This window comes from Pseudoflavitalea sp. G-6-1-2 (assembly GCF_012927185.1).
Lineage (GTDB): Bacteria > Bacteroidota > Bacteroidia > Chitinophagales > Chitinophagaceae > Pseudobacter.
Map to the genome: position 1 here is coordinate 530,221 of NZ_JABBGB010000001.1, position 26,130 is coordinate 556,350.

Consider the following 26,130-nt stretch of genomic DNA (forward strand, 5'->3'; position numbering starts at 1 on the left):
TGCTGCTATGAAAATCCTAGCCTGGAGCCTGCTGATCGTAGCCAGCTTTGTTACTGCATGTACTTCCACGAAAACTGTTCAACACAGTCAGCCCTCCAATGGAAATATTCCGAAGGAACTGATCGAAGATTCTGTGCTGAAGAATGCGCATGTAGGCATTGCAGTGTATGACGCAGCTGCAGGAAAGTATCTCTACAACTACCAGGGCGATAAATATTTCACTCCCGCCAGCAATACCAAACTGGTTACCTGTTATGCGGCGATGAAGTACCTGAGCGAATACCTCACAGGCCTCGATTATGCGGAAAACGATACAGCCATCTTTCTGTCTCCATCGGCTGATCCTACTTTGCTGCATCCCGATTTCAGCAATCAGCCCGTGATCAGTTTTCTGCAAAAGACCTCCAAACCATTGTACATTCTCAATAATTTCTGGAAGACCAATCCATGGGGTTATGGCTGGAGCTGGGACGATTACACCGAAGATTATATGGCCGAACGCAGTGCATTGCCTGTGTACGGAAATGTAATCAAATGGGAGCAACAGAACAGCGACACGGCGGCCAGCATCATCGATCTTTCCAAAACAGTATCGATCTATTCTACCCCGGAAGTGAACTGGAAAGTGAAGTTTACCGACGACACATCTGGCCATTTCGCTGTGCGAAGAGATCTCTCCGAAAACATTTTCCGCATCACACAGGGGCGTGAACGCAAGGCATCGAAGTCGGTTCCTTTTGTAACGAATGGGGTGCAATCAGCATTGGAACTGTTGGCAGATACCATTCACAAAGAGATCACGGAAATTCCCAATCTCCCCAGAAGAATCAGACTGGCCGGAGGATGGAATGCATTAGGCATCAACCGCATCTACTCTCAGGCGCTCGATTCTGTGCTGAAGCCCATGATGTACCGAAGCGACAATTTCTTTGCGGAGCAACTGCTTCAGATGGTGAGCTTTCAGGTACTGCAACAATTCAATGATGATAAGATCATCGACACCTTGCTGAAGACCGATCTCAAAGATCTTCCACAAACACCTACCTGGGCCGATGGAAGCGGACTAAGCCGTTTCAATCTCTTCACCCCCGAAGACTTTGTGATGCTTTTGAAGAAGATGGAGCAGGAGTTTGGCATGCAACGCATTCGCGGTATTCTGCCAACCGGAGGAACCGGCACATTGAAGAATTATTACAAAGCAGACAGCAATTTCATATACGCTAAAACCGGCACGCTAACTGGTGTTCTGGCATTGAGCGGATATATTTTTACGAAGCAGAATAAAATGATGATCTTCTCGGTGCTGGTGAACAATCACACAGGAGAAGCATGGAGAATAAGAAGAAAGGTGGAAGCTTTTCTGCAGGATATCAGGGAGAAGAACTAGTGCCTGCTCTGACATAAATCAATTGCATTTACCCAACCCTCCCGGCTGCATATCCGTACACTATAACAACAGTGAAACCAGCGGAATTTAATCCGGCATTTAAACAACATAACGGAGCTGTGGCCGTTCCCCAATAAGGAAATGCAGGCCTGCGCTGCAACACTGCAAAGTCACCATCCAACACTCAATATTTGGCAGGAAGTCTTGCCGATATGGACATGATCACCGGCTGCATCAACAACAACCGGCGGAGCCAGGAACAGTTGTACAAACAGTTCTACGGTCCCATGGTATCTATTTGCCTGCGCTATACCCGCAATCACGAAGATGCCATTGAGGTGTTGCACAATGGTTTTCTGAAAGTGTACAAGCATATTCACACCTTCAATGCGGAGCGGGCATCGCTCTATACCTGGATCAGGAAAATCGTAGTAAACTCTGCCATCGACTTTCTCCGGCAGCGGGAAAAATTCCACAGCGACATAGAACTCGAAAAGGCCGCCGAGCCTGCCATCGACGACGATGCCGTTCAACGCATGTCGGCACTGGAGCTGCTTCAACTGGTGCAGCGGCTGAGTCCCGCTACCAGAACGGTTTTCAATCTCTATATCGTAGAAGGATACAATCACAGAGAAATAGGAGAATTACTGGGCATCAGCGAAGGCACCAGCAAGTGGCACCTCAGCGAAGCCCGCAAACAATTACAAAAACTATTACAAACCTTGCAAGTGTAACGTAATGAACGACAGACAACCATACGAACAACACTTGGCAGACAAACTGCAGCAGCTTCCGCCTCCCATGGAGCAGGATAAAGCCTGGGCTCAGATGAAGGCATTGCTGGACGAAGAATTACCCCGCGGCGGAGCCAATGGCAATGGTCATTGGTGGATCATTGGGATGATCGCGGGCATCCTGCTCATCGGCACATGGATGTTTATTCAAAACTCCGGCACCGATACCCATGCTGCAAAAAACATGACTGCTATTGAGAACACACAACCATCCGGTTCAGACGGCACTACACCGGGCAACAACGATCGCGCTGCGGTGAAACACCCGCCCGGAGCAGGTTCTGCCGAAGGAACGCCTTCCGGCAAACCAGTTCGCACCAAAGCCAATGCCGATGCCGCCAGAACGGAACACGATCTCAGTTCTGCCAAAAAGCCGAACACCGGACCAGACAGGTCATCCGGTGATCCGCCACTAACCGACAAAGACATTCCAATTAAAGAGCCGCCATTGGCAAACAATCCATTAACCCACAACCCCGACAATCCAAAACTATCCGCCTATCGAAACAAGTCTACTCAGTCCAAAACACAAAAAGGAAAAGACAAAGAAGCAACTAACGTTTCAGAACAACCGAATAAACTCACAGAGCAGCACAATGATGATGCCCAAGTGACTGATCGTGACATCAGTCGCCATCAGGTTGTTGAAAAAGGAAAGTTCGCGCGTAACAAGCCGGAAAAACTATCAGCGAAAAACAGTAGGATCGCTGATCGGCCTCAGCTGAGTCGATCTCAAAACAAGCAACAGGATAACCCTGATAAAATCTCCGGCTCCATGCCCGAAGATCTTGCAGCAAACTACCCTGATTTCGAAACCGATCTGGTTGTTCCCGGTAATCAGATCAACGAGCATTATGCGCATGATTTTTCTTTGTTGAAACTCAATGAAAAGAAAAGCAATCCATCACCCAAAAAGAATTTTAGGAAACGCGCAAACCCAGACAGGGCCTTTGCTATAGGGCTTTCACTCCCTCTTGCTTTTCCGGTTGCAGATCAGCAGGCGCTGAGCTACAACTGGCGTGGCGGAGCCAATACAGTTTCGGATTACATCCCATCGCCACACCTTCAATATCACGTAAATAAAAAGACTTTCTTTCAGACGGAAATTCAGGTGATCAGTCCGCAATACATCAGACCTGTATTGCTGTATCAGCAGAAGAGTCAGGTAGGAGCCGGCGCATGGCAATACAATTCGGTGATTGCAAGAAAACTGTATTATTTCAATCTGCCTGTATCAGTGTATCACAGTCCACTTCCCAATTTCTTCCTTGGAACCGGATTGCAGTTCTCTACGCTCATGAGCGGTGTAGGCATGTACGAAAGCAGAACCATTACGGGAGATCAGGATGTACTCAACTCGCAGAAGTTCCAACGCATCGGCAAAGATTCTCTGACAAACAGAATGACCACTTCGGAGTTACGATTATTGCTCGACGTTAATTACTACTGGCAGCGATTCACCGTAGGACTCAGGTACAATCAGGCATTAGGCAATTATCTGAGCTTCAGATTGAACAGTACATCCAACTTCACTTACGATAAAAACAAGGCGCTGTTTTTCTATCTCCGCTACAATATCTGGGACGACAGAAAACACAAGCAATCCGGGAAGCAACTGCTATCGCTTAAATAATTGCTCCAAATAATCTTTCTTGAATTCGATGTAGGTGGGACTTCCGCCGGCAGTTACATTGTGTTGTCTGCATTGGAAGAGATCTTGTACCAAAGTACGCATTTCCTGATCAGTGAGCGCTGTACCGGCTTTGATGGCCTGCTGCCAGCTGAGTGAACGGATCAGTTTTTCGCGTCTGGAGAATTTGAGATCGCCACTGAAATGCTTGAACTGCTCCAGCAATTGTTCGATCACGTTTTTCTCATTGCCGGCTTCGAGATCGGCCGGTGTTCCCATGATTAGGAAAGATTGATTGCCCGAAGGTTCAATCAGGTATCCCAGTGTTTCGAGATCGGGGATCAGGTCGGCCATGAGTGCGGTATCCTGAGCAGACAGTTCAATCGATTGAGGAAACAGGCTGCGCTGCGAAGGCACAGATTTGCCTGTAGCCGTTGCAGCAAAACGTTCGTACAACACACGCTCATGTGCCAGTTGCTGCTGTACTAAAATATATCCGCGATTGGTAGGCGCAACAATATAGGTGAAGTGCAGTTGAAGCATGGGAGCACCTTCGATCACACGCAAATCCTGTTTCGGCTGCATGCCATAGATGGAAAGCAGCGGATCAGTTTCACCGGAATAATTCTGCGCCGGTTGCTTTGTTCTGATCTGATCGAGCAGCGATTCGAAAGGCTTTGGATTTCCTTCGGTTCCCGGCAATGGAGATCCGCTCAGGGCTGAGCTTTGATCGATTCCGGATGATTGCCCGGGCTCATAGAAATCTTTCCAGTGTTTCAGTCCTGCATCTTTCTTCTCCGAAGGAGGGATAGACCAGGCCTGGTGTTTCTGCGTGAAATTCTGATAGAGCTGTGAAGAGGCAGCAGCAGCCTGCTTGTCTTCAGTGAACGGCTTGTTCACCGCATCGAGCTGCTGAATATTCGGATCGAGATCGAACTCCAATGTAGGTGTGATGCTGAATTGCGCGAGCGCATGTTTCACTGCCGCCTGTACAAATGCATACACGATCTTCTCATCCTCAAATTTTATTTCCTGCTTGGTAGGATGCACATTGATATCCACCTGCGCAGGATCGAGATCGATGAACAACACATACAGCGGGAAACTATCGGGTGCAATCAGATCCTGATACGCATTCATCAATGCATGGTTCAGGTACGGACTGCGAATGAATCTGTTATTGACGAAGAAATACTGATCGCCTCTCGTTTTCTTCGCGGCATCGGGTTTACCCACGAAGCCATGAATATTGAGATAATCGGTTTGCTCCTGCACAGTCACCAGCTTTGAATTGTAGGTATTGCCGAAGAGCTGCACAATGCGCTGCTTCAATGTTCCTTTTTCGAGGTGGAACATTTCGGTACCATTGCTGGTGAGTGAGAAAAACAATTCGGGGAAGGATAATGCTACGCGAATGAATTCATCCACGATATGCCTGGTCTCGGCAGCATTGCTTTTGAGAAAGTTTCTTCTTGCAGGAATATTGAAGAAGAGGTTCTTCATCGCAATGCTGGTACCAACCGGAGTGGCTACAGGTTCTTGTCTGATTACCGTGCTGTTCTCTATTTCGAGGCTGGTGCCTGTTTCATCGATATCGCGGCGTGTTCTGAGCACTACCTGTGCTACCGCAGCAACGGAAGCGAGGGCTTCGCCTCTGAATCCCATAGTGCGGATATGAAAGAGATCGTCGATGTTCCTGATCTTGGAGGTGGCATGCCTTTCGAAACACATGCGGGCATCGGTTTCGCTCATGCCCTTGCCATTGTCGATCACCTGAATCAGCGCTTTGCCTGCATCCTGAATAATGAGTCGTATCTCGGTGGCGCCAGCATCCACGGCATTCTCCAGCAGTTCCTTTACGGCACTGGCTGGTCGCTGGATCACTTCACCTGCTGCAATCTGATTCGCAATATTATCGGGTAATAATTGTATGATGTCGGGCAAAACCTTTTCTCCTTATTTAACTGCAAAAATAAGGGATAAATATGCCTACTGTCAAAAAGCTGACTGAATGTGCAGGTTTCTTCGTTTTTCTGCGGGTTTATCCTTAATTTGTGCAAATAAATGCACCTTTTAAGTTAGTTGTCATTATGAAGAAACTCCTACTATTCGTACTTGTGGGAATCAGTACCGCGTCGCAAGCTCAGCGCCGGTCGGCCCTCCCCGCAGATCAATGGGTTGACAGTGTTTTCAAAACCCTTTCCAAAGAAGAAAAAATTGCTCAGTTGATGAACGTGCGGGTGTCCACAATCGGACCCAATCGCAACGGCTATATTTTCTTTGAAAAGGAAGTGGAGGAAGCCATCCGCAAATACAATATCGGAAGTCTCTGCCTGTTTCAGGGTGGACCAATAAAACAGGCACAGTTACTGAATCATTATCAGTCCATCGCCAGAACTCCGTTGCTGATCACCATCGATGGAGAGAACGGCGTAGGCATGCGCTTCGACAGCGTAGCCGGTTTACCCAGACAAATGATGCTCGGAGCCGTTCAGGACCCCGCACTCATTTATCAGTATGGACAAGTAGTAGCTGAACAATGCAAACGGGCAGGCATTCAGGTGAACTACGCCCCTGTTGTTGACATCAATAACAATCCTGGCAATCCGGTGATCAACGACAGATCGTTCGGAGAAGACAAATACAAAGTTGCCGAGTACGGCATTCAATACATGAAGGGAATGCAGGACAATGGCGTGATGGCCTGCGCCAAACACTTCCCTGGCCATGGTGATGTAGCAGTGGATTCGCATTACGATCTGCCTATCATCAACAAATCGAGACCAGAACTGGATTCACTCGAACTCTATCCATTCCGTGAGCTGATAAAAGCTGGTGTACAAAGTGTGATGGTAGCTCACCTGCAAGTGAACTCCATCGACAACACGGCTAATCGTCCTACCTCTATTTCTCCCAAAGCAGTGAACGAACTGCTGAAGAATGAACTCGGATTCAAAGGCATCACTTTCACCGACGCGCTCGAAATGAAAGGCGTTGCCAAATATTATCCCGATGGCGAAAACTCGCTCCAGAGCTTAATTGCAGGCAACGACATGCTTTGTCTTCCAGGCAATATTCCCGGAAGCATCGAGAAAGTGCTCAAAGCCATCAAAAAGAAAAAACTCAAATGGGATGATATCGATGCACGCGTAAAGAAAGTGCTCTACGCAAAATATCAGTATGGACTTGCCAATCTGCAACCCATCGATCTCAACAATATTACCGAAGACCTCAACAGCAAAGTGCCTGCAATGCGCAGAATGGTGGCAGAGAAAGCCATCACATTGCTCCGCAATGAAGAATACGGCGTTTTTCCGCTGGCCAAAGGCAAACGTGTTGCCTATGTTGGTTTCGGTCTCACCAAAGACAATGTATTTGCCGCACAGGTGCGCAACAACTACAATGCACAGGTGTACTACTTCGATTATGCATTGGACAACAGCAAGGTAGAACCTATGCTGCAACTGATGAAAGACAGATACGATGTAGTAGTGCTCGGTCTTCATAACTACAATCGCTTCCCTGCAAATAATTTCGGGGTGAGCGAAGCGGCTTTCAATCTCATCAAAGGATTGCAGCAGCAGCAGAAAACAATAACGCTTGCATTCGGAAACCCTTATCTGGTGCAGCATTTCTGCGATGCGAAAACACTGATCGCAGCTTATGATGATGATGACATCACGCAATCCGCAGGTGCAGACCTGTTGCTCGGAAAATTCTCAGCAAAAGGCAAGCTCCCGGTAACGGTTTGCGACGCTTTCAAATTTGGAGCAGGCATAGTTTCAAAGCAACTGCTGCCCGAAGTATCTCCATCCACACTGGGGTTTAATCAGGCGCGCCTCACCAGCCAGATCGACAGCATAGTGAATGATGCCATTGCAAAACAGGCGATCCCCGGAGCAGTAGTACTCGTAGCGAAAGACGGCAAAGTAATATTCGATCGTGCCTATGGCCACCTTACTTACGATAGTTCAGAAGCGGTATATCCTGAAACTATTTACGATCTCGCATCAGTAACCAAGATCATGGCCACCACACTCTCCGTGATGAAACTCCATGACGAAGGCAAACTCGATATCAACAAAACACTCGGAGATTATCTTCCGTGGGTGCAGGGCTCCGACAAAGCCGGACTGAAACTGCGCGATGTACTGTTGCATCAGGCCGGACTGAATGCCTTCATTCCATTCTACAAAGGAACGCTCAGCGGCAATATTCCTAACTGGGCATATTATTCCATGAAGCCGGATTCACTGCATCAGGTTCGTGTAGCCAATGGTCTTTTCCTTCGCAATGATTACACAGACAGCATGTACAGCATCATTCTGAAAAGTGCATTGCTGCCCGGCAACAAATACATTTACAGCGACAACGATTTCATCTTCCTCGGTAAAGTGGTAGAAGCCATTTCAGGCATGCCCCTAAACGAATACGTGAAGAAAACTTTTTACGATCCGCTTCATTTGGCTACAACAGGCTTCAAGCCCCGTGATCGTTTTCCATTGCAATTCATAGCTCCGACAGAGAATGAAGCAGCATTTCGCCGTCAGCTGATTCAGGGCGATGTGCATGATCCGGGTGCAGCGATGTTCGGTGGAGTGGCTGGCCATGCAGGATTGTTCAGTGATGCGTATGATCTCGCAGTACTGGCGCAGATGCTGCTGAATGGCGGCGTAATCGATGGGAAGAACTTTTTCAGCAAAGCCACCATCGATCAGTTCACAGCTTACTCTAGCGATATAAGTCGCCGTGGGCTTGGGTTTGATAAACCAGAGAAAGATAACGCTACGCGTAAAGAAGCATATCCCACGCTGTCTGCTTCTCCGGAAACTTTTGGTCATACAGGTTTTACAGGAACCTGCATCTGGATGGATCCGAAATATAACCTCACGTATATTTTCTTATCTAATCGTGTGAACAGCCCCGATCCGAATAAATTTTTGAAGATGAGTGTGAGACCGCTGGTGCATGAAGCGATTTATAAGTCGCTGCTGAATTAAAAAAAACAAACTTTAATAGTTTTAAAAAATCCACATTATTAATTGTGGATTTTTTGTTTCAAACAGTATGTCTGAAAACTAAAGCACAAAATACTTAACCTATTGCTTTTTAATACTATTAGCGTATTAGGTTAACTTAATTGTAAATTCGTAAATTTGACTTAATTTAAATAAACTTAGAATAGGTTTCTATTTATCATTTATGAATTCGGGATAAAATGGATTACAAAAATTATATAGAATCAAATGCCGAAATCTTACTGGGCAAACCTGTCATAAAGGGAACCAGAATTACAATAGCTCTCATTCTGAAGAAATTATCAGAAGGCGCAACTCCGGATGATTTGATCAAAGGTTATCCCAGCCTTACTCACAACTCTATTATTGCTGCATTAGCATATGCTTCGGATGTTGTTTCAAATGAAACAGTTATTGAAGCGGCATGATCCTGGCAGATGAAAATATACATGGTTACATCAAGAAGGCCTTGCGAGAAGAAGGCTACCAACTTATTGCTATAGGAGAAGTAGCAAGTGGAATCAAGGATGAGCGAGTAATTCAATTAGCATTAGAAAATGATTACATGCTGCTCACTGAAGATAAGGATTTTGGAGAATGGGTATTCGCCCATCATATTAAAAATCTTAGTGTTCTCTTTTTGCGGTATGAATTTCATGAATTCGAGAAAATTGCCGGTTCACTTATTTACTTATTAAAGCATCATGAACTTGAACGTCCCTTTTTCGCAACCATCACTACCAAGAAAATCAGGTTGAGAAAACTATAAATAATACTTTCCATCTATTAGAACACCTTCATCTGAAACCCTCTGACCCCGCTCTTCTGCAACTCTTCCACAATCCTTTTCAATCTTCTCTTCGCCAGTTTTCCTTCTTCCGATTCCGGATCCTTATTGAACGTATCTGCAACAAACCATCCCCGGAAATTTTCCGGCTCCCTCATATATATCGCAGCTCTCCGCAACCCCATATGATCCGGATCAGGTTCATCTGTTCCTTTCATGAAATAAATACCGTGTACGCCAACAGAATCCACATTCTCAGATCTGACATCCTTCAGCACAAACACTACCTGCCCAACCGTTGTATCTCTGCTGAACCGTAATCTCGTGAACTCCGTTTCTAAAATGATCTGATACTGCAGGCTGTCATTCGGCAAAGACTTATATCCGTTATACCAGCGATATTTCGGCCGTACCGAATCTGTAGTGGTGAGAACATATATTCTACCTGTATCACCAGTAACTACTTCATCGAGCCGCATGGCCTGTTCCAACATTCCCTTCGCAATGGTTCTCATTTCTTTTTTCCTGGATTCTTTGATGCAGCTCCGGACTATTGGAATAATTCCCAATATCACCAGAGTCAGGATGCCTATGTAACCCGGAGGAGTTTTTGTCCCGGTATTTGTATTATCCGATTTTCCCTTTTTCATGTCTCCCCTTTGGATCATTGATCAAAATATTCACTGATTACGGCATAAAATTACGCCCCATTCCGCTCCCAGTACCTCCCTATCTTCCGGTAATTACTGATGCTGAGCTGCCTATCTCCCATTTTATTCCGCATCGCGAAAGCACCACTAAACCCTCCCTTGCGGACATTACCCCAACTTTGATTAATTTCGCCAATTAATAAACTTCCCCAATGAGCCGAAAAGAAGAAGTGCTGCAGGATGTTGTGATAAAATTCGCCGGCGACTCCGGTGACGGGATGCAACTTACTGGCAGTCAATTCACCAATAATACAGCGTTGCTGGGTATCGATCTGGCAACATTCCCCGATTTCCCTGCTGAGATCCGGGCGCCTCAGGGTACCCTCCCTGGCGTGAGCGGATACCAGCTCCGATTCTCCAGCGACCGCGTTTTCACCCCCGGTGATGAATGCGATGTGCTCGTAGCGATGAATGCCGCCGCACTCAAAGCCAATCTCAGAGCACTGAAGAAAGGCGGAAAGATCATCGCCAATACCGATGGTTTCGACGTAAAGAATCTTCGTCTTGCCAACTACCCCGATGGCATCAACCCACTCGAAGACGATAGCCTTACCAACTATGAAGTGTATCGCATGGACGTTACCAAAATGACCCGCGAAGCACTCAAGGATATTCAGATGGGTACCAAAGAAAAGGATCGAGCAAAGAATATGTTCGTGCTCGGATTCCTTTACTGGATGTACAACCGCGACATGGAGAACACCATCCAGTTTCTGAAAGATAAATTCGGAAAGAAAGCCGAGATCCTCGACAGTAACGTAAAAGCGCTGCAGGCAGGATACAATTTCGGTGATACCACCGAAACCTTCACCACACGTTTCCGCGTGGAGAAGGCCCGCATGGAAAGCGGCACTTACCGTTCCATCATGGGTAATCAGGCGCTGGCATTCGGACTGATCGCAGCTTCGCAGAAAAGCGGACTGCCCATCTTCCTCGGCACCTATCCCATCACTCCTGCATCAGACATTCTCCATGAACTGAGCAAACACAAATCTTTCGGCGTAAGAACTTTTCAGGCCGAAGATGAGATTGCCGGCATCACTGCTGCAATCGGTGCAGCTTATGGAGGATTGCTCGGCGTAACCACCACTTCCGGACCCGGTATGGCACTGAAAGGAGAAGCGATGGGTCTGGCCATGATGCTCGAAATTCCATTGCTGATCGTAAACATTCAGCGTGGAGGTCCATCAACCGGTCTGCCTACAAAAACTGAACAGAGCGATCTGATGCAAGCCTACTACGGACGTAACGGCGAAAGCCCCATCCCCATAGTTTCTGCTTCTACACCCTCCGACTGTTTTGCGGCCGCTTACGAAGCAGTGCGCATCGCCGTTCAGCATATGACACCCGTGATTCTGCTGAGTGATGGTTATATCGCCAACGGCGCTGAGCCATGGCGTTTCCCCAAAGCAGATGATCTCGCTCCGATTGAAGTGAGTTTCAAAACCGAACTCGGACATGGCGAAGATAAATTCCAGCCATACCTGCGTGATGAAAAACTCGTTCGTCCATGGGCCATCCCCGGCACTCCCGGACTGGAGCACCGCATCGGTGGACTCGAAAAACAAAACATCACCGGTAACGTAAGCTATGACCCGGAGAACCACCAACTGATGGTGAAGATCAGACAGGAAAAAGTAGACAAGATCGCAGACTATATCCCCGAACAGAAACTGGACAGCGGTCCCGAAAAAGGCAAAGTACTGGTTCTCGGATGGGGCAGCACCTACGGCGCCATCAAAAGCGCGGTAGCAGAATTGCAGGAAGAAGGGCACTCAGTAAGCCATGCGCATCTGCGTTACCTGCGTCCATTCCCCAGAAATCTGGGCGATATGCTGAAGAACTTCGAGCATATTCTGATTCCTGAGATCAACAACGGACAACTCATCAAGATCATCCGCGATCAATTCCTCGTGGATGCGAAAGCATACAATAAGATCATGGGTGTTCCCATCACCAAAACAGAACTGGTGATGAAACTCCAGGAAATTTTCAGTGAGGCGAACTAAGGTTCGCTTCACTTCTCCTTACATACCTGTGATTATTGAGCCGCGGGGTTCTGCTCGGAAATGAAGAACACAATGGCAAATGCAATGATCGCAATGATCAATCCGAACATGAAGATGTTATAAGCAATGCGCAGGTACTTGTACTTGCGGGCCAGCACTACGCCGAGGTTGTAGATATCTTTGATCATGCTGCTGTAGAGGTAATCTTTATCCCCCATCATTTCTTTCATGGCCCAATCGTAATCGGGCAGCGGCATTCTGAAGAAATTGCCGAAGAACAGCAGGTTCACTTTTTTATTCTGAATATCTTCTTTCTTAAATGTTCCTTCACTGATATTGGGCCTTGTTGCAAGAATGGCAAACACCACTGCCGACAGGCAAACTACCAGCAGAATTACGGTAGGAACAATAAATTCGGGATAGAATTGCAGTTTTCCTAACAACACACTCACCAGAATGGACATCACGATGGTGTTAACCGAGATCATGATATTCGCTTTGCTGTCCGCCATCTGACTCAGGTTCACATGGTTCTCACTCATGATGCGGAACATGGTGGTGATGCTTCGCTCCATGCGTGCCTGCTTCTCTTTTTCCTTCTCTCTTTCGCGCGCAGCGGCCTTATCGCCATTGGCAGCTTTTTCCATCGGAGGAAGTGAAATGGTTTCGGAAGGCAGCTTGGTTTGGGTGAGCATTTTCTCAACCGGTTCATCTTCTTTCTTATCAGCCTTCAGCAGCAAAGCCTGCAAATGCAGCTGCTTCACGGGTTCCAGCACATTGCGACCGTATTCTGTGAAGTATCGGTGCTGTTGCAGAAAGAAAATATTCTTCTGCCTCCATTCTTTTTTGCTGAGTTTGTTATCGTACAGCAGATTGATTTCCTGACGAAGCAGTTTGTTCTTCTCCGAAAACTCCGGAATGCCCAGATGGAAAAGATCCGCATCACAAAGGATCTGCTCTGTGAGATTGGTGGGCGACTGCGGCCATTTGGTGGCCATGATGGCATTGCTCACTTTGTCGATCACTTCCTGATCGGCTCCTTTGCGTGTAAGAAACTCTGCTGCGATATCGCGGCTCACTTCTTCATGACGCTTGGGTTGGCCAGCCGAATAACCCGTATCATGAAACCATGCTGCCAGCAGCACTACCAGCTTTTCTTCTTCAGGCAAACCCAGTTCACCGGCCATCAGATCGGCAGCTTCCGCCACTTCTCTGGTGTGCTCGATACTGTGATACACGAATGCCGGATTCACTTTGTTGGTGAAAATACCGGTTACATATTGCCTTGCTTCCTGAATCAATTGCAGATCGCTTGCTGTCATACTTCAGATGATTTCAACAGTCTAAATTAAGCAAATAAAGATTGTATATTTAAATATCGATTCCCTTCCCCAACTTTGTATTCCAATAACTGTTGATTTGTTATGAACAGAACCTTTGCCTGTGTGCTTGTTTTTCTGCTGTTTGCCGGCATTTCCGGTTGTACGGGGCAGGGAAAATCTTTTGTTCCATCCATTCCCGGATATGATGCCTCCCTCAGAAAAACGGTGGTGCTCGACAAGGAACTCCTTGAGATCTCCGGCATGTTCTGGCTCGAAAATGGCTCTATCGCAGCTATTAACGATGAAGATGGCAAAGTGTTTATAGTTGATCCAGAAGATGGCGACTACCACACCAGAAAATTCGGCCGCAAGAGAGACTATGAAGATATCGTTCAGTTAGACACATTCTATTTTGTTCTCGAAAGCAATGGCAATATCCATCGGGTTCCCATGAACGTGAAGAAGGTGGAAGAAGAATTTGAATTCCCCAGATCCAAACGCATCGAATTCGAAAGTCTCTACATCGATACCAGCAAACAATTGATTCTCGTATCCAAAGAACAGCGTGAATCGAAGAAAGGAGTGCTGGCTTATCGCTTCGATCCGGTTACGCTCACTTATTCCGATACACCGGTTTACAGTATCAGAATGAAGGAGATCAAAACGAAACTGAAGAACAACAATGCAGATTTCAAACCTTCAGCAGCAGCCATTCACCCATTGAAGCAAACTTTATTTATCGTAGCCTCAGTAGGAAAAGCCATACTGGAAACAACCCTCGACGGAAAAGTGCTGAATGCATATCAGCTCAATCCCGATCAGTTTCCGCAACCTGAAGGCATTACGTTTGCACCCAATGGCGATATGTATATTTCAAATGAAGGGGTGGATGGGAAGGCCACCATACTGAAGTTTCCGTACAAAGACCCCGTAAAGAAGCAATAGTCAGAACACCACAATAATTGTAATACACCCAATATGATCAGGATTTTTACATGGTTGGTTTTATTTTTTTCAATCGCAACAACAGCTTCTGCGCAGGATACGCTGGCGTACCGCATCATTCTCGTAGGAGATGCCGGTAAACAGGTTAACGGCAGACACCCCGAACTGGAGCTGATGAAGCAGCGGCTCGATCTCAATAACGGCCATACCACCGTGCTTTTTCTCGGCGACAACGTATACCAGAATGGACTGGTGGACGAAGGCGCCGCCAATTACCCGGAGAAAAAAAGAATTCTCGACGACCAGATCAATTCAGTAAAAGACACTAAAGCCGAAGCATGGTTTGTTCCCGGCAATCACGACTGGAACAAAGGCAAGCGCGACGGCCTTCAGCAAATACTTCGTCAGGGAAGATATGTGGAATCATTGCAGTTGCCCAATGTACATTTCGCTCCGCTCGACGGCTGCCCCGGTCCGGTTGAAGTGGCACTCAACGATCAGATCACTTTGCTCATCATCGACAGCCAGTGGTGGTTCCAGCGCGAAGGCAGGCCCGGAAAAACATCCGGCTGCGACTGCAAGACCGATGAAGAACTCACACTAGCAATTAAAGACGCACTTTATCGCAATCGCAACAAACTGGTGATCTTTGCAGCACACCATCCTTTCAGAACCCATGGAGAACATGGAGGATACTACACTTTCAAGCATCACCTCTTCCCATTAACTGAAGTGAATAAATCGCTGTACATACCATTACCTGTAATTGGTTCGATCTATCCGCTTGGCAGATCGTGGTTCGGCAATATTCAGGATATGCCGCATGCCGTGTACAAATCTTATATCAGATCACTCGATACTTTGCTGAACAAACATCCTTATGCCATCCGCGTGGGAGGCCATGAACACACATTGCAGTACATGGCAGAAAACGGACAGCAGCACATCGTAAGCGGTGCAGGTTCCAAACAAAGTCAGGTGAAATACGGGAAAGATACCCGCTATGCCAATGAGGGCCCCGGTTTCGGTGTACTCGATGTTTCAGTGAATGGCAATATAAAACTCACTTTCTACTCCTCGCTGAGCAAAGAGCCGAACAACATATTGTATCAAACCGATCTGCCTGCATTTAAACCCGGCCATTATGAATATGAGATAGGTGCAATCCCGGTTCTGAAAGATTCGGAAACAGTGATAGCAGCTCATTACTACAAAGCCAAAGGTTTCAAGAAATGGTTCCTTGGCGAAAACTATCGTGCAGAATGGACCACACCATTGAAAGTGCAGGTACTTGATCTCGGGAAAGAACGCGGAGGATTAACGCCCAGCAAACGCGGAGGCGGCATGCAATCGCGTTCATTGCGTCTCGCAGATTCATCAGGACAGGAATTCGTGATCCGCAGCATCGCAAAATATCCCGACAAAGTATTGCCCGAAGAACTTCGCCAGACATTCGTGAAAGACGCAGTGGTAGACGGCATTTCAGCCTCCTATCCATTTGCTGCTTTGTCTATTCCGCCATTGGCCAAAGCCGCCGGCATACCACATGCCAATCCCAAACTGGTGTATGTGCCCGATGATCCGCGCCTGCTTCAGTTCCGACAGGATTTCGGCAACGGCTTCTATCTCTTCGAAGAACGCGAACCACTCGATATTCCCAAAACATGGAATACCGATAAAGTAGTGGAGAAAATGCAGGAAGACAACGATAACAAGATCGATCAGAAGGCACTTGTATGGGCAAGGATGCTCGATCTGTTTGTGATGGATTTCGATCGCCACGACGATCAGTGGAGATGGGGCGCCACCGACAATGGAAAAGGCAAAACCTATTATCCCATTCCCCGCGACCGCGATCAACCCTTCTTTACCAATGATGGTGTACTTCCCTGGCTGATCAGCAGACCATGGGCGCTGCCCAGCTTTCAGGGCTTCCGCGCAAAAGCGAAGAACATCAGCACACTCAATTTCAACAGCAGATTCTTCGATCATAATTTCCTCACAGATCTTTCCGAGAAGGACTGGGCGGATGCTGCCGACAGATTCATTCCCCTGATGACAGACTCTCTCATCGATGCAGCGCTGAGCCTGCAACCGAAGGAGATCTTACATCAATCGGCTCCTAAGATCGCTGCCACACTCAAAGAGCGCAGAAAATACCTGAAAGACGAAGCGCTCCAATACTATCGCTTTCTTGCAAAAGCAGTGGATGTGCCGGGTTCCGACAAAAGAGAACTGTTCGATATCACACGCAACACAGACGGCTCTGTGAAAGTGGTGATCAATAAAATCAACAAAGAAGGAGAAGCAGGCAAGAAGCTGTACAGCAGAACATTCAAACATGGCGAAACCAAAGAGATCCGTTTGTATGGACTGGGAGGAGAAGACAAATTCGTGCTGCATGGCGATGGCCGCAAATCGATTCTGGTTCGCATCATCGGCGGCCTCGGAAAAGATACCGTAGAGAATTCGGCTATACATGCCAGTGGAAGCAAAACCCGCATTTACGACCTGAAATCCGAAGGCAACGTAGTTACCGGAGAAGGCCGTGAAATGAAGAAATTCTCTTCCGACCCTGCCGTGAACAATTTCGACCGCAAGAATTTCCGTTACAATATTCTAATGCCGGTACTTTCTGCAGCATTCAACCCCGATGACGGTGTTTATCTCGGCGCAGGATTCAAATACACAGGCAATTCGTTTCGCCGCACACCAGCTGTGATCCACAAACTGGTGGTGAATCATTCACTGGCTACCAATGCCTTCAATATCCGCTACAGCAGCGACTTCCGCAGAGTGATCGGCAAATCGGACATCTTTGTATTCGCCAATCTGAATGCGCCGGACAACGTAACCAACTTCTTCGGTCTCGGCAACGAAACACCCTACAATCAGGATGCTCCCGGCAAGATCAACTACTATCGTGCACGATACAATAAAGGCGATATCGCAGTTCTCCTGAAACGTGAGATCAATAACTGGCTGGCCATTGCGGTTGGTCCGTCATATCAATATTTCCGTCCGAAAGAAGACGAGAACAAAGGCAGGTTCCTCGGCGACACCGATGCAAACGGGCTCGATCCTGCTACCCTGTACAAAGACAAATCTTATCTCGGTGGTCAATTCAATCTCCGCATCGATAATCGTGACAATGAGATCATGCCATCGCGTGGTGTATACTGGCAATCGAGCCTGAAAGTATTGCGCGGGCTGAACAGCAATTCAAAGTACCTCACACAATTGAATTCGGACTTCGCGCTCTATATCGGGCTTGGCAGTAATTCAGGCACCGTACTGGCAACAAGATTTGGTGGTGGTGTAAACTTCGGCAAGTATGAATTTTTCCAGGCGCAGTATCTCGGAGCAACTGAGAATCTTCGCGGCTTCAGAAAATTCCGCTTCGCCGGAAAATCGATGTTGTTCAACAATACCGAGTTCCGCATCAAGGTTACCGATTTCAAAACCTATCTGTTGCCCGGATCGATCGGTATACTTGCATTCAATGATGTAGGAAGGGTTTGGGTAGACGAAGACCGGTCGAGCAAATGGCACCACGGATATGGTGGTGGCATCTGGATCGGCGTAGTGAAACGTGTAGTTCTAACTGCTTCACTCACAACATCCAAAGAAAGCACACTGCCGCTTTTAACATTTGGTTACCAGTTCTGATCAGGGCTTTAACATTTTGTAGCCGTCTAATTATGGCAATGGATCTAAAAAAATGTTAACCATGAAAATGATACAACGAATACCAAAAGCATTTTTCTTCTTATTTATTCTGAGTACTGCATTTGCAATCAACGCCAATGCGCAAACGAAGAAAGAGAAGGAGGCAGCAAAAGCTGAAGCTGTAAAGAACCTGGTGGAAGGTCAACGTTATGTTTTCATTGCACAGACTGTTCTTCCCATGGGCGGGCGCAGCCGGCAGATTACACCAGATTTCGATTTCACAGTAACAAAGGATACCATCATTTCTTACCTCCCCTATTTCGGCCGTGTTTACAATGTGCCATTACCGAACGAAGGAGGGGTGAAATTCACCTCCACAGATTTCGAATACACAAAAACCGATGCGAAGAAAGGCGGATGGGATATTCTCATCAAACCGAGAGACAACCGCGACATCCAGCAGGTACGTATCAATATCACAGAAAACGGATATGCCTACCTTCAGGTAACCAGCAATAACCGTCAGCCGATCTCTTTCAACGGATATATTCAGGAGAAAGTAGAACGGAAGAAAAAGAAGTAGACTTTCCGCTTACACATAAAAAAACGGGTTATCAATTCGATAACCCGTTTTCATTTTTATACTTACCCGATTATTTCTCTATTTCGCTGAGCTTTCTTGCTTCTTTATCGGTATCATCTTCGCCGATAGGTTCGAGATTCACTGCAACACGAAGGGCTTTCAATCCACTCACTCCCTGCAATTCTTCCAGTTCCAGTTTTTCCACTTCTCCACGAAGCAGTCCCTGATTTTGGAGGAAGTCGATATACTCCAGATATTCAAATGCTTCCTGCTGCTGTGAGTAAACAATAGCGAGGTATCCCGGTTTGGTGAGCCTTTCGTTTGAATCTCTCAGGTGCACCTTATCGATTCTTTTCTTAATGATCTCGTACCTGATATTGTATGCCCCATCCACATCGAACTTACGTTCTGCTGTGCGGAAACTGATAGAGATCGGATGGCTATGCGCCAGTATCAGCTGACTCGTTTGCAATGGCATCGGCAATTGCTTTTCGAGCGAATGCGTTAACCTTGCCGCTTTAGCCAGCGTACTCAATTGCCAGATCTTGAGATTTCGCAGATAGAAGAAATCGAATTTCTTATCGGGCGTAATTGCCTGGCCGATATAGATATTGAAATCAACGCCATCCGTTACAAAACGCTCGAAGTAGTGAGGAAAAATCTGCTGCGCCATCTTCTGCTCATGATCGATAAACCGCGCTACCTCATTATTTATTTGTGTAATTGTCTCTTCATATTTCTTTCTGTGGTGGTACACCATTTCAACCGGTGAATCCACCGCCTGAAAATATCTGTTGATCGGTTTATTGAGTGAAGGAATGATCGTTTGCAAATGCTTGAACAACTGCACCAGTTCCACTTTCAGAAACTGCATGATGGAGATCTCATCATCCGCAAACAGAATATTGGATACGGAGTGAATGTATTTCCTGATCTTGAAATTAGTTTCTTCCAGCAGCGGAAAAGGGTTCTCTGCTTTTGCCTGCAGAATAATTTCATTCGCCTGATTCAGCTGCTCTAGCAGATCGAGCTGAATGGAGTGGTTTCTTTCCACTGATGAGTTGCGGATATCGATAGCGCCATACAGCGGATACACGCCTTCGAACACTATCGGTTCGATCTTCGCTTCGCCATCTCCTTTGTTCACACCGGTGAGGTAGTTCAGCGCAGCTTCTGTGAAGCGCCACTCAACAGCATCCTGTACAGCAGTGAACTGATCTTTGATCACACGATCCACCTGATGATCGAGGTTTTCCTGACTTTTCTCCAGCGCAATCTTGAACAGGGGGATAGCCGGCTCGATCTTCGCCACATGCTCTGCCGAGAACATATTCCTTTTTTCGGAGACAATGATCAGCACGCCCAGCACGTCTCTGTTATCTGCAAACAACGGACAGATAATTGCGCTCTTCCATCCATACTCAGCCATGAAGGTGAGGAATGGATAACGCATCACTGCATCTTCATTCACATCAGGTATCAGCAATGGTTTGAAGTTGTTCTTAAACGCATTGATCACTGCCTGATAGATGAACTGCATCTTATCCTGCGAAGGCTTATGCTTGATGGAACTCGGAGCCATTGTGGTGTAGAACTCCGACAACACCAGGTGTCCATTCACCTGAAAGAAAGGTTTGATAGCTGTATTCACACCCGGAATACCCATCAGGTTCTGCACCTGATTCTGCAACTGCGTAAATACTTTCTGATCGCCAAAATTGTTCAGGTGCAGCAGGCTATCGCGAATGATATTGAGTACTTCTCTTTCGGTTACTTCCCAGATGCGGATGATCACCATACCTTCAAACTCGAATTTGTCTAAAGGCAACAGTTTCTTCAACTCAGGGCGCTGTGCGAGGTCGTGGCCATTGTGGCAACCGAATGTGATTCCTTCGGGTAACTGAGGCAATTCACCTCTTGCACGAACATCGAGAAATCGGGTATCGATCTCGAGTTCCATGTATCGGTCCAGTCCGGTTTCCAAACATTTGTAAGGCTGAACCATCCGCACAGTAGTGGTATTGTCGATATTGTAGAACCTGCTCAGGATGAGCTGGTACATGCAGGCATCTTTTCCTACTTCCTGTTGTTGTCCGCATGCATCATCGGTATCGGGCAAGGTTATATCATGGCTATCGCCAATCATAAACGTTTCGCGAAACTTCTGAGACTCGTAGAACATTTTCATCTGAAAGGGGAATCCTGCACCAAACAGATCTTCTTTATCATTCAGGGTCACAGGGAAAACTGTGGCCATCATTTGCTCTATGAGCGGTTTATGTTTTTCGAGCAGGGACAGGTCGTCGATCCGCACGAGCAGTTCGGGATGCTGGCGTACTTTATCCAGCAGATCCTGATACAACTGGCGGGTTCCCTCCCTGCCTTCGCTGATCATTTTTTCCCATTCCCTGATGAGGGGAGCGAAGGATAGGTATGAATAAGGAACCGGTGTATAATTTGTTTCCATTTCTTCTTCGATTTTTCTTGTAAACGTTCTCTCTTCTTAGGTAGACGGCTGAAGCGGTTGGATATTGTAAAATTACAATAATAACAGGCCGCACACCAAAAAGTTGGCGGAATAGATACCGGGTTTGACCGCCAAAATTCAGGGTTTAGCCGGAGGGGGCTTGCTGAGGTTGCGTGTGAAGATCTTTGGTGATTGCTTATTGTGCTGTGCTGCAAAGGGATATGCGCTCCTGGGCTGCGACTTGTGCCGGGCAGTATAGTGGCTCCGGGCAGATGTAACATGCAGGATTGGGCAATAGAATAATTCCGGGCTTCCGTGCAACACAACTCAAGGCCTGCGGAGCGCATATTCCATTGCAGCACGTGGCTGAATGTGCAACAGAGAAAACTTCTGAAGTAACCTTTGGGTTAGCGCTCCATGGTTGTTGATGAAGGTTGCCGGTCTGCCCGGTGAGGAAGGGGGAATGAAATAAGCAGCGTGAGTATGTAGTCTTGTTGGATACCGGCGAGGGCGAAACTCCTGCTGAAGAAGTGGGTTGCTTCAAAGAATAATAGCCTGGCAGAAAGTGATGCCTGAAAATGCAGGCAGCAAAATGCAGCCATCAAACAGCTAAGCTATCAGCGATAGGTCTGGAGCGGGATATGCGCTCCGCAGGCCTTGAGTTGTGTTGCACGAAAGCCTGGACTTGTGCCAATGCTTAATCCTACTTACTGCCGCTCATCGGAGTTGCTATACTGCCCGGCACAAGTCGCAGCCCAGGAGTGCATGTCACGGCCAGACCCGGAACTGCAGCGGGATAATCTGTTTACTTTTTAGTTGATTTCTTTGGTGCTGATTTTGACGCAGACTTCTTCTTCGGTGCGGCCTTCTTTTTTGCTGCGGCTATTACTGTCGGTTTCGAAGATTGAGTGCCGGAAGCAACTTCGCGCTTTGTTTTGAGCGAAGTGATCTCCTGCTTCATTACTACGTTCTGATAGTATTTGCAGGCAGGCTTGAGGCCGCACTCTGCACATTTGGGATTGCGCGCTACACAGATGTAACGTCCATGAAGTATAAGCCAGTGATGCGCAACATGCACCAGATCTTCCGGAATGTATTGCAGCAACTGCTTTTCCGTAGCGAGCGGTGTAGTGGCTTTGACAGTGAGACCAATTCGTGCAGATACACGGAATACGTGCGTATCCACCGCCATGTTAGGCTGCTTGTCTATTACGCTGGTAATTACGTTGGCAGTTTTGCGGCCAACACCAGGCAGCTGAACCAACTCCTCAACAGTATGCGGAATCTCGCCCCCGAACTGCGTTTCAAGCATCTGCGCCATTCCGATCAGATGTTTGGTTTTGTTGTTGGGATATGAAATGCTCCGGATAAGCGGAAAGAGCTCATCGAAAGTGGCTTTGGCCAAATGTTTGGAATCCGGGTATTTATCGAAAATAGCCGGCGTAGTCAGGTTCACGCGCTTGTCGGTACACTGGGCACTGAGAATCACCGCCACCAATAATTGGTAGGGATTGTCGTACAGCAACTCAGTCTCCGCATTGGGTGCGTGCTGCTGAAAGTAATGGATTATAAACTCGAAACGTTCTTTTCTGGTCATCCTGAATATTAAGATGACTGCGAATTTACGGGAGAAGGGTTATTCGCCGAGCAGCTTTATGGTTACTATCGCTGCCGCGCAGGGGTTTTGCTAGGATTGAACTGATTCAGGTGCTGTCTGACGTGCATAATTCAGCACATTCATAATTGCTTCTGGTCTGGGCGATTCTGTAAGCGTGTTAAGTGTTTTCTTTGAAGATTTCAACACTTCCAGCTTTTCACGAAGGGTCCAGTCTTCCTGTAAAGCGGCTTCAATCGCTGCGGTTTTTTCGGGAGAAGTTTCGTTATACAAATACTGTACAAGTTCCTCTGGTGTAAAGAGAACTGTCATAGGCAAACCATTTTGTCCTTGAATAATTAATGTTCCGAAGAGTCCATTCGGAGTCCGTCCGTGTATTATAAACGCTCGGTAATTCCTCTTTATTGTACAAAGATATTGGAAAAATAACAGTGCAGGATCTGGGGGCTGGCAAGGTATAACATAACCATGAGCTGAAAAATAGTAAATCTACCAGAGTGGACAACCGTCGGATAACTTTTTTTCCGGAAGGCTTGACAATCAGCCACTCACAACAGTATGGGTGTTGAAATTATTCAGGAAGGATGAAAAGATCCTCATTGTCCTTCTTCATCCAATACTTCTCCCTCGCATACTTTTCGAGGGTTGTTTTGTCGGATTTAAGCTGATCCAGCTCGGATTTGGTGAGTTTGATCTGGTCGAGATAGTAATCCCGGCTCTCTTCGAGCTTGTGGAGTTCCTTCTTGTGACGGAACCAGGTGGTAAAGATGTCCTGATCATCAAAGAATAACAGCCACACCACAAAAACGATGGTGGTGATCGTGTACTTATTCTTTAACCAGGCGGGTATGCGGGAGAGCAATTTCATGTTATGTATAAAATGGAGGATCAGAAAATGATAGCGAAAACAGTGCCGCTATCTTTTTCTGATCGCTCCGGAAAACTATTGTGAATGGTGTTCAGTCGATAGCTTACTTACCAAATTTAATTCTTCCTTTCGGATAAATGGCGGTCTCAGCCAACAATTCTTCGATACGGAGCAGTTGGTTGTACTTGGCCATACGGTCGGTACGGCTTGCAGAACCGGTTTTGATCTGTCCGCAATTGAGGGCTACTGCCAGGTCGGCGATAGTGGTATCTTCAGTTTCACCGCTGCGGTGGCTCATGATGGTATTGAAACCATTGGTCTGCGCCAGTTGCACTGCATTGATGGTTTCGGTAACAGTACCGATCTGGTTTACTTTGATCAGAATGCTGTTGGCGATATTCTGATCGATACCTTGTTTGAGACGTTTAACGTTGGTTACGAAAAGATCATCACCTACCAGCTGGCATTTGCTGCCGATGGCCTGTGTGAGGTTTTTCCAACCTTCCCAATCGTCTTCTGCCATACCGTCTTCGATAGACACGATAGGATATTGTTTCACCCAGTTTGCCCAGTAATTCACCATATCATCGGAGGTGATCACTTTATTGGTGCTCTTGTAGAATTTGTAGCCGTTTGTTTTTTCGTCCCACATCTCAGTGCTGGCAGCGTCCATCGCGATAGCGATTTCTGATCCGGGTTTGTAACCTGCGGCAGTGATCGCTTCGAGTACAGTTTCGATGGCTTCTTCATTGCTTTGGATATCCGGAGCAAAACCACCTTCATCACCAACGTTGGTGCTGTATCCTTTTTTCTTCAGAACAGATTTCAGGTGATGGAAGATCTCAACACCCCAGCGAAGGCCCTGGCTGAAGGTTTCAGCACCTACAGGAATTACCATGAATTCCTGGAAATCGATTTTGTTATCAGCATGTGCGCCGCCATTGAGGATATTCATCATCGGCATGGGCAATACGGTTGCATTTACACCACCGAGGTAACGATAGAGAGGCAGACCGGTTTCTTCTGCTGCTGCTTTTGCAACCGCCATTGAAATAGCCAGTGTGGCATTAGCGCCCAGCTTGGCCTTATTTTCAGTACCATCGATGTTGATGAGTTGCTCATCGATATATGCTTGTTCAGTAACGTCGATACCTATCAGTTGTTCAGCAATGATCTCGTTCACATTCTTTACTGCCTGCAAAACACCTTTTCCCATGTAGATTCCTTTGTCACCATCACGCAGCTCAACTGCTTCGTGTTTACCGGTTGATGCGCCACTGGGAACGGCCGCTCTTCCTGAAAATCCTTCTTCTGTGGTTACATCTACTTCCACAGTAGGATTACCACGGCTATCTAAGATCTGTCTTGCATGAATGTCAGCAATGTAACTCATGATTCAATTGTATTTTTAGATGATGATGATGTGAGGCTTCGGAAAACTTCTTCCAGGCTTTGCTCGCCGGATTGCAAAGAAACGATATTCAGATTGTGTTGCAAAGCGAGTTCCATTAATTGTCTCTTTGCTTCATTCACTTCCTTGCAAACTAACTCCCATTCGTTAGGAGTAATGCGATTCACTGCACTCACCTGGCTCAAACGCTCCAGCCATGCGGCTTCCAGCGGTTCTTTAAATGTTACGCGCAGTGAAGATGTGTTGGATTGCTGATTGCGGAGTGTTGTTAAACTATCATCTGCTACCAGTTGTCCTTTATTGATGATCACCACGCGATCGCAGATGGCTTCTACTTCCTGCAGAATATGCGAAGAGAAGATCACTGTTTTGTTTGCTCCCAGTTGTTTGATCAGCTCGCGTATTTCGAGTATCTGGTTGGGATCGAGACCAGTGGTTGGTTCGTCGAGTACCAGCACTTCGGGATCGTGGATCAGTGCGGCAGCGAGACCAACACGTTGCTTGTATCCTTTGGAGAGTTGCCCTATCTTTTTTTTGCTTTCGGGTGTAAGCCCTACGGTTTCGATTACTTTCTCTATCGTTTGTTTTTTGTTTTGCACCTGATGTACGTCGGCAACAAAATCGAGGTACTCCCGAACAAACATATCGTAGTAGAGTGGATTGGCTTCGGGGAGGTAACCGATTTTTGCTTTCGCATCGAGCGGATGCTGCTTTACATCGATGCCGCAAACCACGGCCTGGCCTGCATCTGCTTCGAGGTAACCGGTTATTATTTTCATGGTGGTGGACTTACCTGCTCCATTCGGACCGAGAAAGCCAACGATCTCTCCTTTGCCGATGGCAAATGAGATATTGTTTACCGCCTTCTGTTCTCCATAGATTTTAGTGAGCCCTTTCACTTCGATAGACATGGCT

Annotated in this window: 19 protein-coding genes; 10 read left to right on the plus strand and 9 right to left on the minus strand. The window is 46.9% G+C overall.

Features of this window, described 5'->3' with window-relative positions:
* Window positions 1–7 precede the first annotated feature (7 nt).
* The 3 genes from HHL16_RS02140 to HHL16_RS02150 all read left to right on the plus strand — a co-directional run bounded on the left by HHL16_RS02140 (window position 8) and on the right by HHL16_RS02150 (window position 3,814).
* Window positions 8–1,387, plus strand: coding sequence for a D-alanyl-D-alanine carboxypeptidase (locus HHL16_RS02140; RefSeq protein WP_169423494.1), 1,380 nt, complete (start codon window positions 8–10; stop codon window positions 1,385–1,387).
* 191 nt (window positions 1,388–1,578) lie between these two features.
* Entirely contained in the window at window positions 1,579–2,121 is a 543-nt protein-coding gene (locus HHL16_RS02145; protein ID WP_169423495.1) for a sigma-70 family RNA polymerase sigma factor, read from the plus strand.
* A 4-nt stretch (window positions 2,122–2,125) separates the two neighbouring features.
* Window positions 2,126–3,814: a hypothetical protein gene (locus tag HHL16_RS02150; RefSeq protein WP_169423496.1), complete on the plus strand. Its 1,689-nt coding sequence runs from the start codon at window positions 2,126–2,128 to the stop codon at window positions 3,812–3,814.
* Here HHL16_RS02150 and mutL read toward each other — a convergent pair.
* Window positions 3,800–5,755 carry a DNA mismatch repair endonuclease MutL gene (mutL, locus tag HHL16_RS02155; protein ID WP_169423497.1) on the minus strand — a complete coding sequence of 652 codons (1,956 nt, stop codon included), beginning with the start codon at window positions 5,753–5,755 and terminating at the stop codon, window positions 3,800–3,802. The genes HHL16_RS02150 and mutL overlap by 15 nt on opposite strands.
* A 146-nt stretch (window positions 5,756–5,901) precedes the next feature.
* On the opposite strand from mutL, the gene HHL16_RS02160 reads away from it, so the two are divergent.
* The 3 genes from HHL16_RS02160 (at window position 5,902) to HHL16_RS02170 (ending at window position 9,598) form a co-directional block, all read left to right on the plus strand.
* Window positions 5,902–8,811 carry a glycoside hydrolase family 3 N-terminal domain-containing protein gene (locus HHL16_RS02160; RefSeq protein WP_169423498.1) on the plus strand — a complete coding sequence of 970 codons (2,910 nt, stop codon included), beginning with the start codon at window positions 5,902–5,904 and terminating at the stop codon, window positions 8,809–8,811.
* Window positions 8,812–9,029: 218 nt separating this feature from the next.
* Window positions 9,030–9,257: a DUF433 domain-containing protein gene (locus tag HHL16_RS02165; protein ID WP_169423499.1), complete on the plus strand. Its 228-nt coding sequence runs from the start codon at window positions 9,030–9,032 to the stop codon at window positions 9,255–9,257.
* Window positions 9,254–9,598: a DUF5615 family PIN-like protein gene (locus HHL16_RS02170; RefSeq protein ID WP_169423500.1), complete on the plus strand. Its 345-nt coding sequence runs from the start codon at window positions 9,254–9,256 to the stop codon at window positions 9,596–9,598. The genes HHL16_RS02165 and HHL16_RS02170 overlap by 4 nt, the downstream gene beginning before the upstream one ends.
* A 17-nt stretch (window positions 9,599–9,615) precedes the next feature.
* Here the strand turns inward: HHL16_RS02170 and HHL16_RS02175 are convergent, their stop codons facing one another.
* Window positions 9,616–10,266 carry a hypothetical protein gene (locus tag HHL16_RS02175; RefSeq protein ID WP_169423501.1) on the minus strand — a complete coding sequence of 217 codons (651 nt, stop codon included), beginning with the start codon at window positions 10,264–10,266 and terminating at the stop codon, window positions 9,616–9,618.
* A gap of 212 nt (window positions 10,267–10,478) precedes the next feature.
* Between HHL16_RS02175 and HHL16_RS02180 the strand changes: the two genes are divergently transcribed.
* Window positions 10,479–12,335 carry a 2-oxoacid:acceptor oxidoreductase subunit alpha gene (locus tag HHL16_RS02180; RefSeq protein WP_169423502.1) on the plus strand — a complete coding sequence of 619 codons (1,857 nt, stop codon included), beginning with the start codon at window positions 10,479–10,481 and terminating at the stop codon, window positions 12,333–12,335.
* Between the two features lie 32 nt (window positions 12,336–12,367).
* On the opposite strand, the gene HHL16_RS02185 is transcribed toward HHL16_RS02180, so the two are convergent.
* Complete coding sequence (locus HHL16_RS02185; RefSeq protein ID WP_169423503.1) at window positions 12,368–13,657, minus strand: Pycsar system effector family protein; 1,290 nt, start codon at window positions 13,655–13,657, stop codon at window positions 12,368–12,370.
* 102 nt (window positions 13,658–13,759) lie between these two features.
* Between HHL16_RS02185 and HHL16_RS02190 the strand changes: the two genes are divergently transcribed.
* The 3 genes from HHL16_RS02190 to HHL16_RS02200 all read left to right on the plus strand — a co-directional run bounded on the left by HHL16_RS02190 (window position 13,760) and on the right by HHL16_RS02200 (window position 18,854).
* The gene (locus HHL16_RS02190; protein WP_169423504.1) at window positions 13,760–14,602 is read left to right on the plus strand and encodes an SdiA-regulated domain-containing protein; all 843 of its coding nucleotides are present in this window, start codon (window positions 13,760–13,762) and stop codon (window positions 14,600–14,602) included.
* Between the two features lie 33 nt (window positions 14,603–14,635).
* Window positions 14,636–18,271 (plus strand): BamA/TamA family outer membrane protein, encoded by a 3,636-nt coding sequence (locus HHL16_RS02195; protein ID WP_169423505.1) that lies wholly within the window; start codon window positions 14,636–14,638, stop codon window positions 18,269–18,271.
* A 61-nt stretch (window positions 18,272–18,332) separates the two neighbouring features.
* Window positions 18,333–18,854, plus strand: coding sequence for a DUF4251 domain-containing protein (locus HHL16_RS02200; protein ID WP_169423506.1), 522 nt, complete (start codon window positions 18,333–18,335; stop codon window positions 18,852–18,854).
* A 70-nt stretch (window positions 18,855–18,924) separates the two neighbouring features.
* Here the strand turns inward: HHL16_RS02200 and HHL16_RS02205 are convergent, their stop codons facing one another.
* From HHL16_RS02205 to gldA, 6 genes are all read right to left on the minus strand, one after another.
* Window positions 18,925–21,321, minus strand: a complete 2,397-nt coding sequence (locus tag HHL16_RS02205; RefSeq protein WP_169423507.1) for a GAF domain-containing protein — start codon at window positions 21,319–21,321, stop codon at window positions 18,925–18,927.
* An 805-nt stretch (window positions 21,322–22,126) separates the two neighbouring features.
* Window positions 22,127–22,918 carry an endonuclease III gene (gene nth, locus HHL16_RS02210; protein ID WP_169423508.1) on the minus strand — a complete coding sequence of 264 codons (792 nt, stop codon included), beginning with the start codon at window positions 22,916–22,918 and terminating at the stop codon, window positions 22,127–22,129.
* 90 nt (window positions 22,919–23,008) lie between these two features.
* The gene (locus HHL16_RS02215) at window positions 23,009–23,248 is read right to left on the minus strand and encodes a hypothetical protein (protein ID WP_169423509.1); all 240 of its coding nucleotides are present in this window, start codon (window positions 23,246–23,248) and stop codon (window positions 23,009–23,011) included.
* A gap of 259 nt (window positions 23,249–23,507) precedes the next feature.
* Window positions 23,508–23,804, minus strand: a complete 297-nt coding sequence (locus tag HHL16_RS02220; protein WP_169423510.1) for a septum formation initiator family protein — start codon at window positions 23,802–23,804, stop codon at window positions 23,508–23,510.
* Window positions 23,805–23,907: 103 nt separating this feature from the next.
* Entirely contained in the window at window positions 23,908–25,197 is a 1,290-nt protein-coding gene (gene eno / locus HHL16_RS02225; RefSeq protein WP_169423511.1) for a phosphopyruvate hydratase, read from the minus strand.
* On the minus strand, window positions 25,194–26,126 hold the full coding sequence (gldA, locus tag HHL16_RS02230; protein ID WP_169423512.1) for a gliding motility-associated ABC transporter ATP-binding subunit GldA: 933 nt from the start codon (window positions 26,124–26,126) through the stop codon (window positions 25,194–25,196). Before gldA ends, eno begins: the two co-directional genes overlap by 4 nt.
* Window positions 26,127–26,130: the final 4 nt, after the last annotated feature.

What these genes read in the sequence shown, in the direction of transcription:
- HHL16_RS02140 (WP_169423494.1), top strand. Translation starts at nt 8, where the DNA reads ATGAAAATCCTAGCCTGGAGCCTGCTGATCGTAGCCAGCTTTGTTACT.
- HHL16_RS02150 (WP_169423496.1), top strand. Translation starts at nt 2,126, where the DNA reads ATGAACGACAGACAACCATACGAACAACACTTGGCAGACAAACTGCAG.
- HHL16_RS02160 (WP_169423498.1), top strand. Translation starts at nt 5,902, where the DNA reads ATGAAGAAACTCCTACTATTCGTACTTGTGGGAATCAGTACCGCGTCG.
- HHL16_RS02165 (WP_169423499.1), top strand. Translation starts at nt 9,030, where the DNA reads ATGGATTACAAAAATTATATAGAATCAAATGCCGAAATCTTACTGGGC.
- HHL16_RS02170 (WP_169423500.1), top strand. Translation starts at nt 9,254, where the DNA reads ATGATCCTGGCAGATGAAAATATACATGGTTACATCAAGAAGGCCTTG.
- HHL16_RS02175 (WP_169423501.1), bottom strand. Translation starts at nt 10,266, where the DNA reads ATGAAAAAGGGAAAATCGGATAATACAAATACCGGGACAAAAACTCCT.
- HHL16_RS02180 (WP_169423502.1), top strand. Translation starts at nt 10,479, where the DNA reads ATGAGCCGAAAAGAAGAAGTGCTGCAGGATGTTGTGATAAAATTCGCC.
- HHL16_RS02185 (WP_169423503.1), bottom strand. Translation starts at nt 13,657, where the DNA reads ATGACAGCAAGCGATCTGCAATTGATTCAGGAAGCAAGGCAATATGTA.
- HHL16_RS02190 (WP_169423504.1), top strand. Translation starts at nt 13,760, where the DNA reads ATGAACAGAACCTTTGCCTGTGTGCTTGTTTTTCTGCTGTTTGCCGGC.
- HHL16_RS02195 (WP_169423505.1), top strand. Translation starts at nt 14,636, where the DNA reads ATGATCAGGATTTTTACATGGTTGGTTTTATTTTTTTCAATCGCAACA.
- HHL16_RS02200 (WP_169423506.1), top strand. Translation starts at nt 18,333, where the DNA reads ATGAAAATGATACAACGAATACCAAAAGCATTTTTCTTCTTATTTATT.
- HHL16_RS02205 (WP_169423507.1), bottom strand. Translation starts at nt 21,321, where the DNA reads ATGGAAACAAATTATACACCGGTTCCTTATTCATACCTATCCTTCGCT.
- nth (WP_169423508.1), bottom strand. Translation starts at nt 22,918, where the DNA reads ATGACCAGAAAAGAACGTTTCGAGTTTATAATCCATTACTTTCAGCAG.
- HHL16_RS02215 (WP_169423509.1), bottom strand. Translation starts at nt 23,248, where the DNA reads ATGACAGTTCTCTTTACACCAGAGGAACTTGTACAGTATTTGTATAAC.
- HHL16_RS02220 (WP_169423510.1), bottom strand. Translation starts at nt 23,804, where the DNA reads ATGAAATTGCTCTCCCGCATACCCGCCTGGTTAAAGAATAAGTACACG.
- eno (WP_169423511.1), bottom strand. Translation starts at nt 25,197, where the DNA reads ATGAGTTACATTGCTGACATTCATGCAAGACAGATCTTAGATAGCCGT.
- gldA (WP_169423512.1), bottom strand. Translation starts at nt 26,126, where the DNA reads ATGTCTATCGAAGTGAAAGGGCTCACTAAAATCTATGGAGAACAGAAG.